The organism is Stenotrophomonas sp. Marseille-Q5258, assembly GCF_946900935.1.
Lineage (GTDB): Bacteria > Pseudomonadota > Gammaproteobacteria > Xanthomonadales > Xanthomonadaceae > Stenotrophomonas > Stenotrophomonas nematodicola.
In genome coordinates, this window is sequence record NZ_CAMPPN010000001.1 from 1 (window position 1) to 14,434 (window position 14,434).

The window sequence follows — 14,434 nt, forward strand, 5'->3', positions numbered from 1 at the left end:
GTACGCACGCCACCCGGACGCTCCTCGCATGGTACCGTTGCAGCCTCCAATTTATGTAACATGATTCGTAACATAAAAACGGATCGATGGCCGAACAACCCGATGAAAGTAGCTCTGTTATCAGTAAGATAGACGTGCACGTCCTTGCGAAGCTCCGTGTTTACGTCTATATATTCGTAACATAATCAGTCCGGATGTCCGCCAGCATGGCCCGTCCCACCCGCCACACCGTGCAGGATCTGCTCGACCGCCTTCCGGCCGGTGAGGTGGTAGCGGCCGCCGCGCTCGCCGAGCGTCTGGGCGCCACCCGGATGACGTTGAGCCGACTGGTGGCCGACGCCGGCGACCGCGTGGCCCGCCTGGGCCGGGGCCGCGCTACTGCCTACGCCGCCCGCCGAGCCACTGCCGCAGGCAGCGAATGGCCGCTGTTCCGCCTCCGCCCCGATGCCAGCCTGGAAGAGCTGGGCACGCTCATCGCCCTCAGCGGTGATGCCTTCCACCTGGACGTCGGCACCGCCCGGCCCAACCTCAACCGCGCCCCGGACGGTGCCATCGACGGCTGGTTCCCCGATATCCCGTGGTTCCTGGATGACCTGCGCCCGCAGGGGTTTCTCGGCCGCACCTTCGCCCATCGCCGCGCACGCGATCTCCGCGTGCCGGACGATCTCAACCGCTGGCAGCAGGGCGACATTCTGCAGGCGCTGGTGCGCGCCGGGGGTACCGGCATCGGCGACCTGCTGCTGGGGGGCGACGCCGTCGCCGCAGCCCTGGCCGAACTGGATGCGCCGCCGGACGGTGTCCAGGCCGACCAGCGTGTCCGCGACTATCCTGCGCGCGCTGCGGCCGTCCTGGAGGGCGAGGATGTCGGTTCATCACCCGGCGGGGAGCAGCCCAAGTTCACCGCCACCGTGACGCACAACGGTCATCGCCAGGCAGTGCTGGTGAAGTTCGCGCAGCCCACCGCCGGTGAGGCTGCCGAGCGCTGGGCCGACCTGCTCGTGTGCGAGCACCTCGCGCTGCAGTGCCTGCGCGATGCAGGCGTGGATGCGGCCGTTTCCGAGCTGCTCCAGACCAGCACGCATGCCTTCCTCGAGGTGCAGCGCTTCGACCGCACGCCGGACGTGCTTGGCCGCCGCGGCTTCGTGTCACTGATGTCGCTGACTGCGGCGTTCGTGGGAGACGTCACGCTGGACTGGGCGCGCGCGGGCGAGCAGCTGCACGCGCAGGGCTGGCTGACGGCCGCCACCGCCACGCACATGGCCCGGCTGCATGCCTTCGGCCGCCTCATCGGCAACAGCGACATGCACCACGGCAATCTCGGCTTCCATCTGGTCGATCACGGTCCGTTGCCGCTGGCGCCGGTCTACGACATGCTGCCGATGTCGCTGGCCCCCTCGCGAACCGGGGTGCTGCGCGCGGCAGCGCCGCTCGGGCCGGTTGCGCCAGAGCGCAGCGGCCAGCTCGCCCACCTGCAATGGGCCGCGCCGGTGGCGCTCGACTACTGGCAGCGGGTGGCGGGCTCGTCCCTGCTGCGCTCGCCCGCCTTGCGCGCGTTGGCGGCGGACAATGCACGGCAGGTCGATGCGATGCGCCACCGGTTCGGATGAGGGGTGCGTGGCATGCCCGCAGGCAGTGGCAGGGCCGGGCGCGGCTCTACTACACTGTGCGGCCGCAAGGGCCTATAGCTCAACGGTTAGAGCAGAGGACTCATAATCCTTTGGTTCCAGGTTCGAATCCTGGTGGGCCCACCATTTGATGATCCGATGTAGTCCAGCAAAGGCTGAATTCTCCACAAAAATAGGGGTTTTGGCCTTGAGGCGGCGGCTTGGAGGCCGATGACAGTCCGACCAGGATGACCGGGCATGGGCTACTTCCAGACACCGCGGTCTTTCGCTTCCTTCACGATGTCCAGCATGATTTCTGGCTCTCCAAGCTGGGCCAGGAGCATGAGGTGTTCGACGGCCTTGACCTTCTTCAAATGATCGAGGCGACACGGCCCGCCCGCCCTCAAAGCCGGAGTGAAGGCATACATCTCATCGGGAGCCAAGTGCCCGAGCTGGTTCACTGCTCTTTCAAACAGAGGCTGTCCAGCTTCGTCTTCCTCATCTAGATCGACCTTATCAAGGCGCTCCACCCAGCTGGACGCTAAAGCGTCGCCTTTGCCTTGGCTCATCCACTTCGAATTGTCTTTTGGGAAGATCATTGACGTCATCGACAGGATGGTCATGCACGGGCCCGTTCGGGTTCCCCACACCATCAGTCGCCCGAATGCCGTCCGACCGATAACGTGGAAATCGTCGGTCCCGTACAGCGGCGTGCCGTAGATCCAGGCATTGAGGACTTCAGAATACTCACTTGGATCAGTCATCCAAAACAAGCCGCCTCCGTAGCCGGAAAAGCCATAGGCCTTCCAGTACTCAAGCAGCTTTTCAGGTAGCTTCCCGCGATAGAGCGTCAGCGTAGATTCCCCTGCGGGTCGGGTATCCACTGCAGGTCCAAATCCCGAGTTTCGATGGAAGTACTTAAAATCTTCATCAATCATGCGGGTCATTTGCAACGCTCCAGTCCGCCCTTCATTTTTGTCTTGCTTCTTTCGCTCAAAGGAACGTTGGCTGCGGCCTCGTCCAACTCATCGATACGCGATGTTCGCCCTTTCTTTGCACGCTTCCACTGCCGCCACTGGTCGAGGTGACCTGGCCATCGCCGACGTCGGTAATCTTGTCGTTGCCCCCAGCCACGAAGTCTGGATTGTGAAGCGCGTGCATGACCTTCATTGTTTCATCTGCGTGCTCGGCTCCCATTCTCCTGCGCGTCTCTCTATCGATCCCAAGATCTTTTCGCTCGTTCTCCTTCTGTTCCAAAAAAAGAGCTTGTACTGCCTTCCAGCCGCTTCGGCGACCGTTCTATCCCGATTCTTCGGATCAAATGCCTTCCGCGCCTCAAGGTACTCATCAACACTCATATCATTGAGCGCCTGCTCCTGCCGCTTCAACTGCCGGTCCCCACCAAGAAAATCACGCACCTGGAGTATCCCCGAAGTACCTGATAAGAGCTTGCGGAACACTGGCCGGAACAATCAGCGCCCTCGCGGAGGTTTCACGGCGGGCAGATCGGGATGGCAATGCCCGGTCGTCGCCGGCGATTGATGGCCGGCGGCGTCCTGCTTGTCGCCCCCGTTCCCGACGGCAGCTGTGACGCCGCGATGCTTCAATCCGTGCAGGGGGAAACGATCCTGCTGCTCGAGCACGCCCAGGCGGTTATCCGCCTGCGGCGAACGTGACGCGCAGGTGGCAGGGGCGGTCACGCCCCGGAGCGGCAGCCGGCAAACAGATCAAGATCGCGCTGGTAGACACTGCTCCTGACATCGAACAGGCCCAGGACGGCGTGGTAGATGTTGTCATGGCTGTACGGGGTTCCCTCGGCATGGTAACGAAGGCAGGCCAGGTTGAGGTTGGCGTGAAGTGCGAATGCCGGCGAGAACCACATCAACATGGGCACGCGCGTCTGCTCCGGCGGCGCAATGACGTACGGCGTGCCGTGCAGATACATGCCGCGCTCGCCGAGCGACTCGCCATGATCGGAAACGTAGATCATGGCCACGTCCCGCTGGTCCGAATAGCTTTCGAGCATCTCGATGGTCCTGCCCAGCATGCGGTCGGTGTAGCGCAGCGTATTGTCGTACGTGTTGATCAGCGCCTCGTTGGTGCACTTCTGGATCTGATTGCTGTTGCAGGTCGGGGTGAAGACGGCCGCGTCCGGCGGGTAGCGTTCAAAGTAGGTGGGGCCGTGGCTGCCCAGCTGGTGAAGCACGATCAGGGCATCGCCCTGCATGGCATCGATGCGCGCATTGAGCTGATGCAGCAGCACCTCGTCGTAGCAGGTGCCGTCCCTGTTGACACAGTGTTCGGCCACCTTGAGCGTGGGCATGTCATCGGTGGGCACGCGTGTGCACACCCCTTTGCAGCCACCGTTGTTGTTGTTGCGCCAGAGGATGTTCACGCCGGTGCGCTGCAGGATATCCAGCAGATTCTCCTCGGTTGCGGCGCGCACGTCGTCGTACTGGCTGCGTGCCATCCGGGAAAACATGCAGGGCACGGAAATGGCGGTGGCGGTGCCGCAGGATGAGACGTTCCTGAAGGCGATGATATCCCCTCGCTCCGACAGCACCGGATTGGTTTCGCGCGGGTAGCCAGTGAGCTGGACGTTCTGTGCGCGCGCGGTCTCGCCCACGACGGCAATCACCAGTCTCGGCCGCCTGCCGGCGACCATCGCCGGCCGGGTGGCGTCCTCGGCAACGGCCTGCAGCGGTCGTGACACCGTGAGATATCTGCGTTTGAGGTAACCATTGGCATTGCGTACGACGTTGACCGGCAACACCTGGTCCCTGAGCTCACGATTGTTGCGCAGCAGGGAGGCGTAGTCCTTGTAGAACAACATGGACACTACGGTCAGGATCACCAGTGTTGCCACTGCATTGATCAGCATCCAGCCGGCTGTCTTTCCCGCCGATGCGCTGCCGATGCGCAGCGACACCATTGCCGCAGCCGGAAGGACACCGAGCACCACGATGGTGAGCAGCAGGGGAACGGAGAAGTAGGACCCGAGCTCGGCCTGGTTGGTCTCGAAGACGTTCTGCACCATGCTGCGGTCGATCAGCACGTTGTAGTGCAGCATGAAGTACGTGCAGGCGGCGCTGATGATCACCAGCAGCGCCAGCAGGGGCTTGCGCAGATACGGAAGCGCGAGCACCGGCATGAGCAGCAGGTTGAACAGGCAGAAGAAGAACACCGGCAGGCTCAGGGCGAACAGCACGCCGCGCAGGCCATCCAGCTCCAGGTGGGTCCATAGCGTCTGCCACAGTGCGATGTTGCCGAGGGTGGTGAAGAACAGTGCGGCTACCCATGTCAGTTGTACCGGGTTGAGCCGCACAGAGGTCAGGCGTTGAAGCACGCGCATTCGTCCAATGAATGAAGAGTGCGCGCAGTATCAAAATGCTCGTATCAGGAAGTTGTCAGGAATGACGCGGTGCGTCCCGGTGGTCCGTGTGGATCAAAGCGCCGTGGCGTCCTGTCCCAGCAGGATGGCCATCCACACGGCACCCACCATCATCAGTGCGACGGTTTGTGCTGCACTGCCCATGTCCTTGGCATTCTTGGACAAGGGATGGCGCTCAAGCGAGATGCGGTCAACGACGGCTTCGATGGCCGAGTTGAGAAGCTCCACGATCAGGCTGATGAAGCTGGCGGCCAGCATCAGCGCACGCTCCACCGGGGTGACATCAAGCAGCAGCGTGCCTGCCATCAGTGCGCCATGCAGAGCCAGGAGCTGCCGAAAGGCGGCCTCGCCGCGCACGGTTGCCAGGAAGCCATCCCGCGAATGAATCAACGTGTGGAGTATCCGGTTGAATCCGGTTCTGCCGTGGCGATACTTGCCGGTTCCGACGGGGTCTGGCGCTTGCATCTGCTTCTCATCAAGGACGTGATCGAGGCAGATCATTGAGAAGGCGGCGTCAGGAAGCTGTCAGGACCGGCGCGGCATGGCGCGCTTTCCTGGCCGCGCGTGGACGCGCGGCTATCGGCTCTGCGCTGCTCCGTGCCCGGTGCCGGACATGTCCACGGTAAATCGACAGCCGGTCTGCGAGCTTTCGACCGCCATGTGCCATCCCAGGTGGTCCACGATCCGCTGCACGATCGACAGGCCAAGCCCTTCGCCACTCTCGCGCAGGCTGGGCGCGAAACGCTGGAACTGCTGCGGGTCGATGCTGGGTGGCAGGCCCGGGCCGGTGTCGGCAATGGCCAGTGTGGCACCCTCGACGGCGATGCGTATTTCGCCCTGATCGGTGTACTGGCATGCATTGCGCAGCAGGTTCCAGACCACGCTGCGCGCCAGTTCGGCATTGGTATGGATGGACGGCGCCTGTGGCGCATCCAGCCGCACGGTCACCGGCTTTCCCGCCAGCCAGGGGTGGCAGCGCGTCATGCATTCTTCGATCAGCGGGCGTAGTGGCACGTCTTCCTTGGCAAGGCGCTGCGGGTCGCGCGAGAGCAGCAGCAGGCAGGTGAGCTGGCGCTGCATCTCCTGCGTGGTGCGCACGATGCGCTCGCCACTCGCTTTCAGGTGGCTGTCGTCGGGCAGCTGGTGAACGATGGTCTCCGCTGCCCCGGAGATGACGGCCAGTGGGGTGCGCAGTTCATGGCTCGCATCGCCCACGAAGCAGCGTTCGCGCTGCAGAAACTGCTCCGCCTCGTCGCTGTGCTGGGCAAAGGCGCGTGCCAGCACCCCGATCTCATCGCGCGCATCCTGGAACGGGAAGGGGGTCTGCTTGCGTTGCACCGCATCGGCCAGAAGGGTGATCGGGGCGATGACCCGCGCCGCGGTCAGCCGTCCGATCCAGAACGCGCACAGGATGCACAGCAGAATGACCACCAGCGCATAGCCGTCAATCACGTGCTCCAGGTACTGGTAGCGCTCTGCATCCTGGCGGAGGTAGTAGCGCTGGCCATCGCCGTCGAACACCAGCAGGTGCCAGACGTCGGGCGGGTCGGCGCTGTAGTAGCCCGGTGCAAACCTGCGCAGGTCATCGGGTACGCTGCGGCTGTCATAGAGCTGGCTGCCGGGGGAGAGGGTTGGCGTCGTGCCGTTGGCGAGCTCCGACTGCAGCCGATGCATCTCGTCGTGCAGGCTTCTGGAGATGACGTATGCGCGCAGCTCGTCATAGTCCAGCTGCTCGGCGGCGACCACAAACCCCATGACGGCGACCATCAGCAGCACGAACGACACGATGATGCGCACTCTGAGCGTCATCTGGCGGTAGATCGCTTTCATGGTGGCAACGGGCCTCCCTGCATGGTCATTCCGGGGCGGGCGTCCGGGGCGCGTTCAGACGCCAGCCGATGCCATGCACCGTTTCGATGAGCGGATTCGCAAACTGCTTGTCGGTGTGCTGGCGGAGCTCGTGGATGTGCGTCCGCAACGCACCGCTTTCCGGCGGATGGTCGCCCCAGAGCAGGTATTCCATCTCCTGCTTTCTCACCACGTCAGGCGCGGCACGCATCAGGCACAGCAACAGCTTGTGGGTGCTCGGAGTCAGCGTGATGGTCTGGCCCTGCCGCCACGCCTGAGGCGCCCGGGTGTCCACGCGCAGGTCCTGCCAGGTGAGCGTGCCTTGGACGTTGCGGCCCTGGGCACGGCGGACGAGCGCCTGGATGCGCGCATCGAGCTCCTTCAATGAGAAGGGCTTGACCAGGTAGTCGTCCGCACCCTGCGCCAGGCCCTGCACCCGGTCGTCCACCGGGTCGCGGGCGGTCAGCATGATCACCGGCACGGGATTCTGGAATTCCTCGCGAAGCTTCTGGCACAGCGTCATGCCGTCCAGTCGTGGCAGCATCAGGTCCAGCAGGATGGCATCGTAGTCATTCTGCGTGGCCAGGCGCAGGCCGGTGGCGCCATCCCGTGCATCGTCCAGCACATAGCCCAGTGGCTCCAGGAAGCCGTACAGGTTGGCCACCAGCTCGGGGTTGTCCTCGATGATGAGCAGGCGTGTCATGGGGCATCGGCATCCTGGGGCAGAGGGGAACTGTGCGGGATCGGCGCAGGGTTGCCAAGCGTCGCCGGACTCTGCCGCTGGGGGGACGTCGAACGCGTACCTGTCGACAGGGCGCGCACCGCCGTGGACGTCGTTCGGATCAGCGCAGGTAGCCGGATCGTTCGATCACTGCGTCCACTGCCTGCACATCGTCATAGCGCAGCTCCAGCAACGTCGCGATCGCTGTGGCCTTGTCCGGCTGCGCGGCGTAGTACGCGCTCGCGATGCGGTATCCCACGTAGTACCCCAGGTCGCTCACCCCGAACCGGTTGTTGCTGCTGTTGTACAGCCAGTCGCGGTAGTCGTTCCCGCGCCGGTCGGCCTGGAACCGTGCCTTCAACTCGGCCTCGTGTGCCGGCCCGTACACGTACAGCGGCAGATCGGGCTTCTTCCCGGTGACCAGCTCGGCCACCAGCTCCGCGACGCCTTCGCGCAGTGCGTACTGGGCGAGGGTATCGCCGGCCTCGGCCTGCTGGGTGTGGATGTACTCGTGGATGTTGTTCTGCCCGTTGTTGTGGAACGGCTGAGATGCATAGAAGGTGCGCAGCCGGGTCTGCAGAGGCTCGGGAAGCTCCGAGACATCGACGCTGTCGTCGCCCAGGGCGAGTTCGGCGCCAATCAGCACCTTGTCGTCAAGCGTAGTGCCGCCGGTGCGCAGCACGCCGATGGCGTAGGTGATGCCCGCTGGGCGCAGGGCGGGGTACAGGCGGCTGAGTGTGGCCAGATCGGCCTCGAGTGGGGCGGTGGCGGCGAAGGCGCGACCGGTCAGCGGGCGTACCGACGCCCAGTAACGCGGCCAGGCATCAATCGCCGCGACGTACTGGTCGTCGGTGTAGCCGCGCGCCCGCATCAGGGCATGCAGGCCGGGCGTGCCCTTGCCGATGTAGAGCGTGTTGATCAGCGCCTTCCTGCGCACCGGATCGGTTTCGGCACGGATGGCGTCGTACGCGATCCAGAAATTCGCGATGTCGCGTGTCTCCACCTGCGGCGCGGCGGCCGTGGCTGCCGGCACCGTGCCTGCAGCCAAAAGAGCCACGAGCATCCACATCCATGCCTTCATATCGGTCGCCTTGTGGTGATATCCAAGGTTGGATGCAGAAGGCGGTGAGAAGGTTTACACGTCGGCCCCGGTAACGCCGACCCGCAGCGGGCATTCCCGTGAATGCCCGCCCGGCCGTGCGGTTACTTGGGCATCAGCACGCTGTCCACGACGTGGATGACGCCGTTGGACTGGGTAACGTCGGCGATGCTGATCGCCGCCTTGCCGCCCTTGGCATCCACCACCCAGAGCTTGCCATCATGCAGCTTGATGGTCAGCGGCTCGCCTTGAACGGTCTTGAGCGTTGCCGTGCCGCCGTGCTTTCTGGCGTCGGCGGTGAGCTGCATGGAGGTGTAGGTGCCGGTGACGACGTGATAGGTGAGGATCCTGGTCAGGTCGGCCTTGTGCTCGGGTTTGACCAGGGTATCGACGGTGCCCGCCGGCAGTTTGTCGAAGGCAGCGTTGGTGGGCGCAAAGACGGTGAAGGGGCCTTTACCGTTGAGGGTGTCGACCAGACCGGCGGCCTTCACGGCGGCGACCAGGGTGGTGTGATCCTTGGAGTTGATGGCGTTCTCAACGATGGTCTTCGTCGGGTACATCGCCGCGCCGCCGACCATGACGGTGTCGGCGGCAATGCTGAGCAGAGGGGTGGTGCCGAGTACGGCGAAGCTGGCGGCGACGGCGATGCGTTGAAGAAGAGCGTGCATGGTGCTTCTCCTGATCTGGTGTGCCCTCGGGATGAGGGGTACTGAAGGTACGCAGCGGGCAGGCAAGCGGATGCACGTGGGAGCGACTGTTTCCAGCGGACCGGTGCCATGTACCCGTTATGCGTATTCAGATTCCTTGGTCGTGGCGACGCTCTAGAATGGACGAACCGCCCGGTGGCGGGATCAGCCGCATAGGGAGCGTGCGATGCGTGTGGGCAGACGTTCATTGACGCAGTTGCGTGCAGACCGCGATGCGCTTCAGTACGCGATCGATGTGGAGGCGGCGCGGTTGGCGGCGCAGCAGGCACCGGCCGACCGTTGCGCGGAGGCCTTGATGCCGCTCACGTCGCGACTGGTCGAGATCCGCCATCAGATTCTGCTGAAGACGCCCGCGCGCGAATTGATGGCCCGCTGCCGCGAACTGGAGCGGCTCACGTCGGCGCCCGGAAGGCGCTCGGCGACCGGACACTACGCGCTGGAATCGGAGCTGCGCGACCTGCACCTGCATTTCAGCCATCCCCGGCGCCGGCCGCTGACGCTGAAGGTACTGATGATCTTCGTGGCCGTTGTCGCCGCGATGGTCCTTCTGCCGCGCCTGATCGTGGACTGGCTGGTGGGTTAGTCCCCGGCGACGGCGCGCGCGTCGGCGGGCCGCTCCCGCAGCGCCCGGCGCAGCACGTCGAAGATGCGCGGGTCCTGCGCCTGGGCGGCATTGAAGCGCAGCAGCCCACCCGCGCTCAGCGATGGACTGAACGCATTGCCCGGCGCAAGCACCACGCCGTCGGCCAGGCAGGTGCGCGCCAGGGTGGCCGCATCACGGCCGTCGGGCAGGTGGCACCACAGCAGCATCCCCGCCTGCGGCACCAGCCAAGGGCGGATGCCCAGCGCGGCCAGCCGCGCCAGGGTGTGCTCGCGTGCTACGGCCAGGCGGGTACGGATGGACTCCACATGGCGGCGGTAGCCGCTGTCGGTCAGCGCGGTGTGCAGGATGTCGGCGGCCAGGCGCCCGCCGCCGAAGCTGGTGGCGATCTTCAGGTCGGCCAGCCGCTCGATCCAGTCGCCGCGTGCGGCGATGAAGCCGCAGCGCACCGCCGCCGACAGCGTCTTGGAGAAGCTGCCCACCTGGATCACCCGTGACAGCCCATCAAATGCGGCCAGGCGCGGTGCGGGCGTGTGCTCGAAGTCCGCGAACAGATCGTCCTCGACGATCACCAGGTCGCTGTGCTCGGCCAACGACAGCAGGCGGTGCGCGGTGGCCGGCGACAACACCGCACCGGTCGGGTTGTGGATGCCCGAATTGGTGATGTACAGCCGTGGCGAATGTGCTTCCAGTGCGGCGGCGAAGGCAGCCACGTCCGGCCCGTTGGCGGTATAGGGCACGCCCACCACCTGCACCCGGTGCGCCTTGAGCAGTGCCAGGAAGTTGAAATAGCACGGGTCATCGATGAGCACGGTGTCGCCGGGTTCCAGCAGGAAACGGCAGATCAGGTCGATCGCGTGCGATCCCGATTCGGTCAGCATGATCTGCTCGGGTGCGGCATCGATGCCGTGGCCGGCAAGGCGCCGCGCCAGCAGCTGCCGCAACGGCGGCAGCCCAAGCGGGGTGGCGTAACCGGCCAGTGCCGATGCGCTGCTGCGCGCGGCATGGCGCAGGCCACGGCGGATCCCGTCCACGTACATCCAGTCGTCGGGCAGCCAGCCGCAGCCCGGTTTGAGCACGCTGGCGTCCTGCTCCAGCGACTGCCGCGCCAACCACAGCGGGTCCACTTGGCGATCGCGCGGCGGCCCCATCTCGGCCAGCGCCAGCGGTGCCACCGGCCCGATGACGTAGAAGCCCGAGCCGGGCCGGGCCACGATGAGCCCTTCGGCCGCCAACCGCTCGTAGGCCTCCACGATGGTGGACACCGACAACTGCAGTGCCCGGGCCTGGGCACGCACCGAGGGCAGGCGCATGCCGGGCAGATAGGTGCGCGCGGTGATCTTCGCGCGCACGGCGGTCATCACCGCATCGATGCGGGTGGCGGGCGGCGTCATCGGTGTGTGCATTCCGTAGGGGAGGTCAGGGCATAACAGTTACGTCGAAGTGTACTGGACTGTCTCTGGGGGAAGGCCGGGTCGGCGTGATCCACTGGCCGTCCCCTACAAGGATTGGACGATGGACAACGCGACACGCGGCTGGATGAACGGGTTGATTGGCGTGGTGATCTTTGCCGGCTCGCTGCCGGCCACCCGTGTGGCAGTGGCGGATCTGGACCCGCTGTTCCTGACCGCCGCGCGCGCCAGCGTCGCCGCCGTGCTCGGGTGGGCGCTGCTGCACGCGCTGGGCCAGCGGCGACCGGCCGCAGCGGTGTTGCCTGCACTGGCGGTCGTAGCGCTGGGGGTGGTGGTCGGGTTTCCGCTGCTCACCGCCTTGGCGCTGCAGCATGTCTCGTCGGCGCACTCGATCGTGTTCCTCGGGCTGCTGCCCCTGAGCACGGCGGTATTCGGCGTGCTGCGCGGCGGCGAGCGGCTGCGCCCCGCGTTCTGGGGGTTCTCGCTGCTCGGCAGCGTGGTGGTGGTTGGCTACGCGCTCGGCAACGGTATCGAGGCTTCGCTGCAGGGCGATCTGCTGATGCTGGCAGCGGTGGTGGTATGCGGGCTGGGGTACGCCGAAGGGGCGCGGTTGGCGCGCACGCTGGGTGGCTGGCAGGTGATCAGCTGGGCGCTGGTGGTGTCGCTGCCGGTGATGCTGCCGCTGATGCTGCTGCGCTGGCCGGCATCGTGGGCACAGGTGGGCGCGCCCGCCTGGTGGGGGCTGGGCTACGTGTCGGTGTTCAGCATGTTGATCGGTTTCATGTTCTGGTACCGCGGCCTGGCCCAGGGCGGGATCGCCGCCGTCGGCCAGCTGCAGTTGCTGCAGCCGTTCTTCGGCCTTGCCCTGGCCGCGCTGCTGCTGCACGAAACCGTGAGCCCGATGATGCTGGTGGTCACGCTGTGTGCGGTGGCCTGCGTGGCGGGCGCCCGGCGGTTCGCACGCTGAGGCGTCAGCCGCTGACCAGGCCGTGCCCGCCCACCGGGGCGGTCTCGAAGCGCTCGCCGAAGCCGGTGATCATCGGGCGCGCCTGGGCGATGGCCGCCTGTACGGCCGGCAGGGCGAGGGAGGCGCGGTGCAGGTCGGCGCTCTCCCATGCCTCGGTGATCCAGATCGCGTCCGGATCGGCCGGGTCGGTGGCAACCACGTAGCTCAGGCAGCCGGGCATGGCGCCGGTACCGTCGAGAAGAATCGCGATCACCCGATCGCGCTCGCCGGCCGCAGTCTTCATCTTGCCGATCAATCCGTACATGGTGCACTCCTGAACAGGTCCGGCGCCCATGCTGGGCATGCGGGCGGCACAGGTCAACGCCCGCCGCATTGAGGGGCTGGCGGCGCTGCGGTATCCTGCGCGCCGCTTTCGCCTCCGGGCCGGACCTGCTGTGATGACGCCACCCTGACAACGCGCTGACGACGCGCCCGTGCCAGTGCCGGGTCCAGGGAGTGCCTTGTTTCCATCACACAACGCGCCGCGCGCCGCGCCGGTGCGTGGAGTTTTTTCATGTCCGTTTCCTATCCGCTGCGCCAGCAATGGCTCGGCAATATCCGTGGCGACCTGCTGTCCGGCGCCGTCGTGGCACTGGCGCTGATCCCCGAAGCGATCGCCTTCTCGATCATCGCCGGCGTCGACCCCAAGGTCGGTTTGTACGCGTCGTTCTGCATCGCGGTGGTCACCGCCATCGCCGGCGGCCGCCCCGGCATGATTTCGGCGGCCACCGGCGCGATGGCCCTGGTGATGGTCGACCTCGTCCGCGACCACGGCCTGCAGTACCTGCTGGCTGCGACGATCCTGGCCGGCCTGCTGCAGGTGGTGGCCGGCGCATTGAAGCTGGGGGCCCTCATGCGCTTCGTGTCGCGTTCGGTGATCACCGGTTTCGTCAACGCCCTGGCCATCCTGATCTTCCTGGCGCAGATGCCCGAGCTGATCGGACGGTCCTGGCAGGTATGGGCGGTGTGCGCGGCCGGGCTGGCGATCATCTACCTGCTGCCGCGGCTGACCCGTGCGGTGCCGTCGCCGCTGGTGGCGATCGTGGTGCTGACCGCGCTGTCGATCGGATTTGGCTGGGAGGTGCGCACGGTCGGCGACATGGGCGCACTGCCGGACAGCCTGCCGACGTTCCTGTTCCCGGATGTCCCGTTGACCTGGGACACGCTGCGCCTGCTGCTGCCGGTGTCGGCGACGCTGGCGGTCGTGGGTCTGCTGGAGTCGATGATGACCGCGCAGATCGTCGAGGACATGACCGACACCCCCAGCCAGCGCAACCGCGAATGCGCCGGACAGGGCCTGGCCAACATCACCGCCGGGCTGTTCGGCGGCATGGGCGGCTGCGCGATGATCGGGCAGTCGGTGATCAACGTGTCCTCGGGCGGGCGCGGGCGGCTGTCGTGCCTGGTCGCCGGTGTGCTGTTGCTGCTGCTGGTGGTCTATGGCGCCCACTGGGTGCGGCAGATTCCGATGGCCGCGCTGGTGGCGGTGATGATCATGGTCAGCATCGGCACCTTCCATTGGCGCTCGTTCCAGGAACTGCGGCTGCACCCGAAGAGCTCGTCGCTGGTGATGGTGGCCACCGTGGTGGTCACCGTGATCACCCACGACCTGGCCAAGGGCGTGTTGACCGGGGTGCTGCTGTCGGCGCTGTTCTTCGCCCGCAAGGTGGGGCGCATGCTCGATGTCCACGCCGTCGCGCAGGCCGATGGCAGCTGCACCTACACCGTCGCCGGGCAGGTGTTCTTCGCGTCGGCCGGGCAGTTCGCTGCCAGCTTTGATCTGCAGCATGTTCCCGCGCGCGTGGTGATCGACCTGTCGAACGCGCACTTCTGGGACCTCAGCGCGGTGGCTGCGCTGGAACGGGTGGTGGCCAGGCTGCGTGCGCATGGCGCGCAGGTCGAGGTCCGCGGGCTCAATGCGGCCAGCCAGACCCTGGTCGAGCGCCTGGCGCGGACACCGGGCGTGGATGGGCTGCCACCGGGCGGACACTGAACCCGGTCAGGAAACGCGGCTAAACATCGGCGCGGCAAGGCCGTTATCCAGC

Annotated in this window: 14 protein-coding genes and 1 tRNA gene; 5 read left to right on the forward strand and 10 right to left on the reverse strand. The window is 65.9% G+C overall.

Going from position 1 to position 14,434, the window contains the following annotated elements; all coding sequences use genetic code 11:
* Window positions 1-206: 206 nt before the first annotated feature.
* Together yjjJ and OC534_RS00010 are read left to right on the forward strand one after the other, a co-directional pair.
* Entirely contained in the window at window positions 207-1,607 is a 1,401-nt protein-coding gene (gene yjjJ / locus OC534_RS00005) for a type II toxin-antitoxin system HipA family toxin YjjJ (RefSeq protein WP_262071173.1), read from the forward strand.
* 68 nt (window positions 1,608-1,675) lie between these two features.
* Window positions 1,676-1,751: transfer RNA gene (locus OC534_RS00010), tRNA-Ile, on the forward strand.
* Between the two features lie 116 nt (window positions 1,752-1,867).
* On the opposite strand, the gene OC534_RS00015 is transcribed toward OC534_RS00010, so the two are convergent.
* From OC534_RS00015 to OC534_RS00050, 8 genes are all read right to left on the reverse strand, one after another.
* Window positions 1,868-2,551, reverse strand: a complete 684-nt coding sequence (locus OC534_RS00015) for a GAD-like domain-containing protein (protein ID WP_262071174.1) — start codon at window positions 2,549-2,551, stop codon at window positions 1,868-1,870.
* Between the two features lie 219 nt (window positions 2,552-2,770).
* A complete protein-coding gene (locus OC534_RS00020; protein WP_165699789.1) occupies window positions 2,771-3,022 on the reverse strand; it encodes a polymorphic toxin type 15 domain-containing protein in 252 nt (83 codons plus the stop codon).
* Window positions 3,023-3,300: 278 nt separating this feature from the next.
* A complete protein-coding gene (locus OC534_RS00025; protein ID WP_262071175.1) occupies window positions 3,301-4,956 on the reverse strand; it encodes a phosphoethanolamine--lipid A transferase in 1,656 nt (551 codons plus the stop codon).
* 93 nt (window positions 4,957-5,049) lie between these two features.
* Window positions 5,050-5,460: a diacylglycerol kinase gene (locus OC534_RS00030; protein WP_026070571.1), complete on the reverse strand. Its 411-nt coding sequence runs from the start codon at window positions 5,458-5,460 to the stop codon at window positions 5,050-5,052.
* A 111-nt stretch (window positions 5,461-5,571) separates the two neighbouring features.
* A complete protein-coding gene (locus OC534_RS00035; protein WP_153164823.1) occupies window positions 5,572-6,825 on the reverse strand; it encodes a HAMP domain-containing sensor histidine kinase in 1,254 nt (417 codons plus the stop codon).
* A 25-nt stretch (window positions 6,826-6,850) separates the two neighbouring features.
* Window positions 6,851-7,546, reverse strand: a complete 696-nt coding sequence (locus tag OC534_RS00040; protein WP_017354813.1) for a response regulator transcription factor — start codon at window positions 7,544-7,546, stop codon at window positions 6,851-6,853.
* 139 nt (window positions 7,547-7,685) lie between these two features.
* A complete protein-coding gene (locus OC534_RS00045) occupies window positions 7,686-8,633 on the reverse strand; it encodes a hypothetical protein (protein ID WP_153164871.1) in 948 nt (315 codons plus the stop codon).
* 134 nt (window positions 8,634-8,767) lie between these two features.
* The gene (locus OC534_RS00050) at window positions 8,768-9,331 is read right to left on the reverse strand and encodes a fasciclin domain-containing protein (protein ID WP_262071176.1); all 564 of its coding nucleotides are present in this window, start codon (window positions 9,329-9,331) and stop codon (window positions 8,768-8,770) included.
* A gap of 334 nt (window positions 9,332-9,665) precedes the next feature.
* Here OC534_RS00050 and OC534_RS00055 point away from each other — a divergent pair, with 334 nt between their 5' ends.
* Window positions 9,666-9,953: a hypothetical protein gene (locus OC534_RS00055; RefSeq protein WP_262071177.1), complete on the forward strand. Its 288-nt coding sequence runs from the start codon at window positions 9,666-9,668 to the stop codon at window positions 9,951-9,953.
* On the opposite strand, the gene OC534_RS00060 is transcribed toward OC534_RS00055, so the two are convergent.
* Window positions 9,950-11,365 carry a PLP-dependent aminotransferase family protein gene (locus OC534_RS00060; protein WP_136005284.1) on the reverse strand — a complete coding sequence of 472 codons (1,416 nt, stop codon included), beginning with the start codon at window positions 11,363-11,365 and terminating at the stop codon, window positions 9,950-9,952. The two genes, OC534_RS00055 and OC534_RS00060, sit on opposite strands and share 4 nt — an antisense overlap.
* Before the next feature lie 121 nt (window positions 11,366-11,486).
* Between OC534_RS00060 and OC534_RS00065 the strand changes: the two genes are divergently transcribed.
* The gene (locus OC534_RS00065) at window positions 11,487-12,350 is read left to right on the forward strand and encodes a DMT family transporter (protein ID WP_136005281.1); all 864 of its coding nucleotides are present in this window, start codon (window positions 11,487-11,489) and stop codon (window positions 12,348-12,350) included.
* A 4-nt stretch (window positions 12,351-12,354) separates the two neighbouring features.
* Here the strand turns inward: OC534_RS00065 and OC534_RS00070 are convergent, their stop codons facing one another.
* Window positions 12,355-12,654 carry a putative quinol monooxygenase gene (locus OC534_RS00070; protein WP_017354807.1) on the reverse strand — a complete coding sequence of 100 codons (300 nt, stop codon included), beginning with the start codon at window positions 12,652-12,654 and terminating at the stop codon, window positions 12,355-12,357.
* Between the two features lie 249 nt (window positions 12,655-12,903).
* Here OC534_RS00070 and OC534_RS00075 point away from each other — a divergent pair, with 249 nt between their 5' ends.
* The gene (locus OC534_RS00075) at window positions 12,904-14,382 is read left to right on the forward strand and encodes a SulP family inorganic anion transporter (RefSeq protein ID WP_136005278.1); all 1,479 of its coding nucleotides are present in this window, start codon (window positions 12,904-12,906) and stop codon (window positions 14,380-14,382) included.
* The last annotated feature ends 52 nt before the right edge of the window (window positions 14,383-14,434 follow it).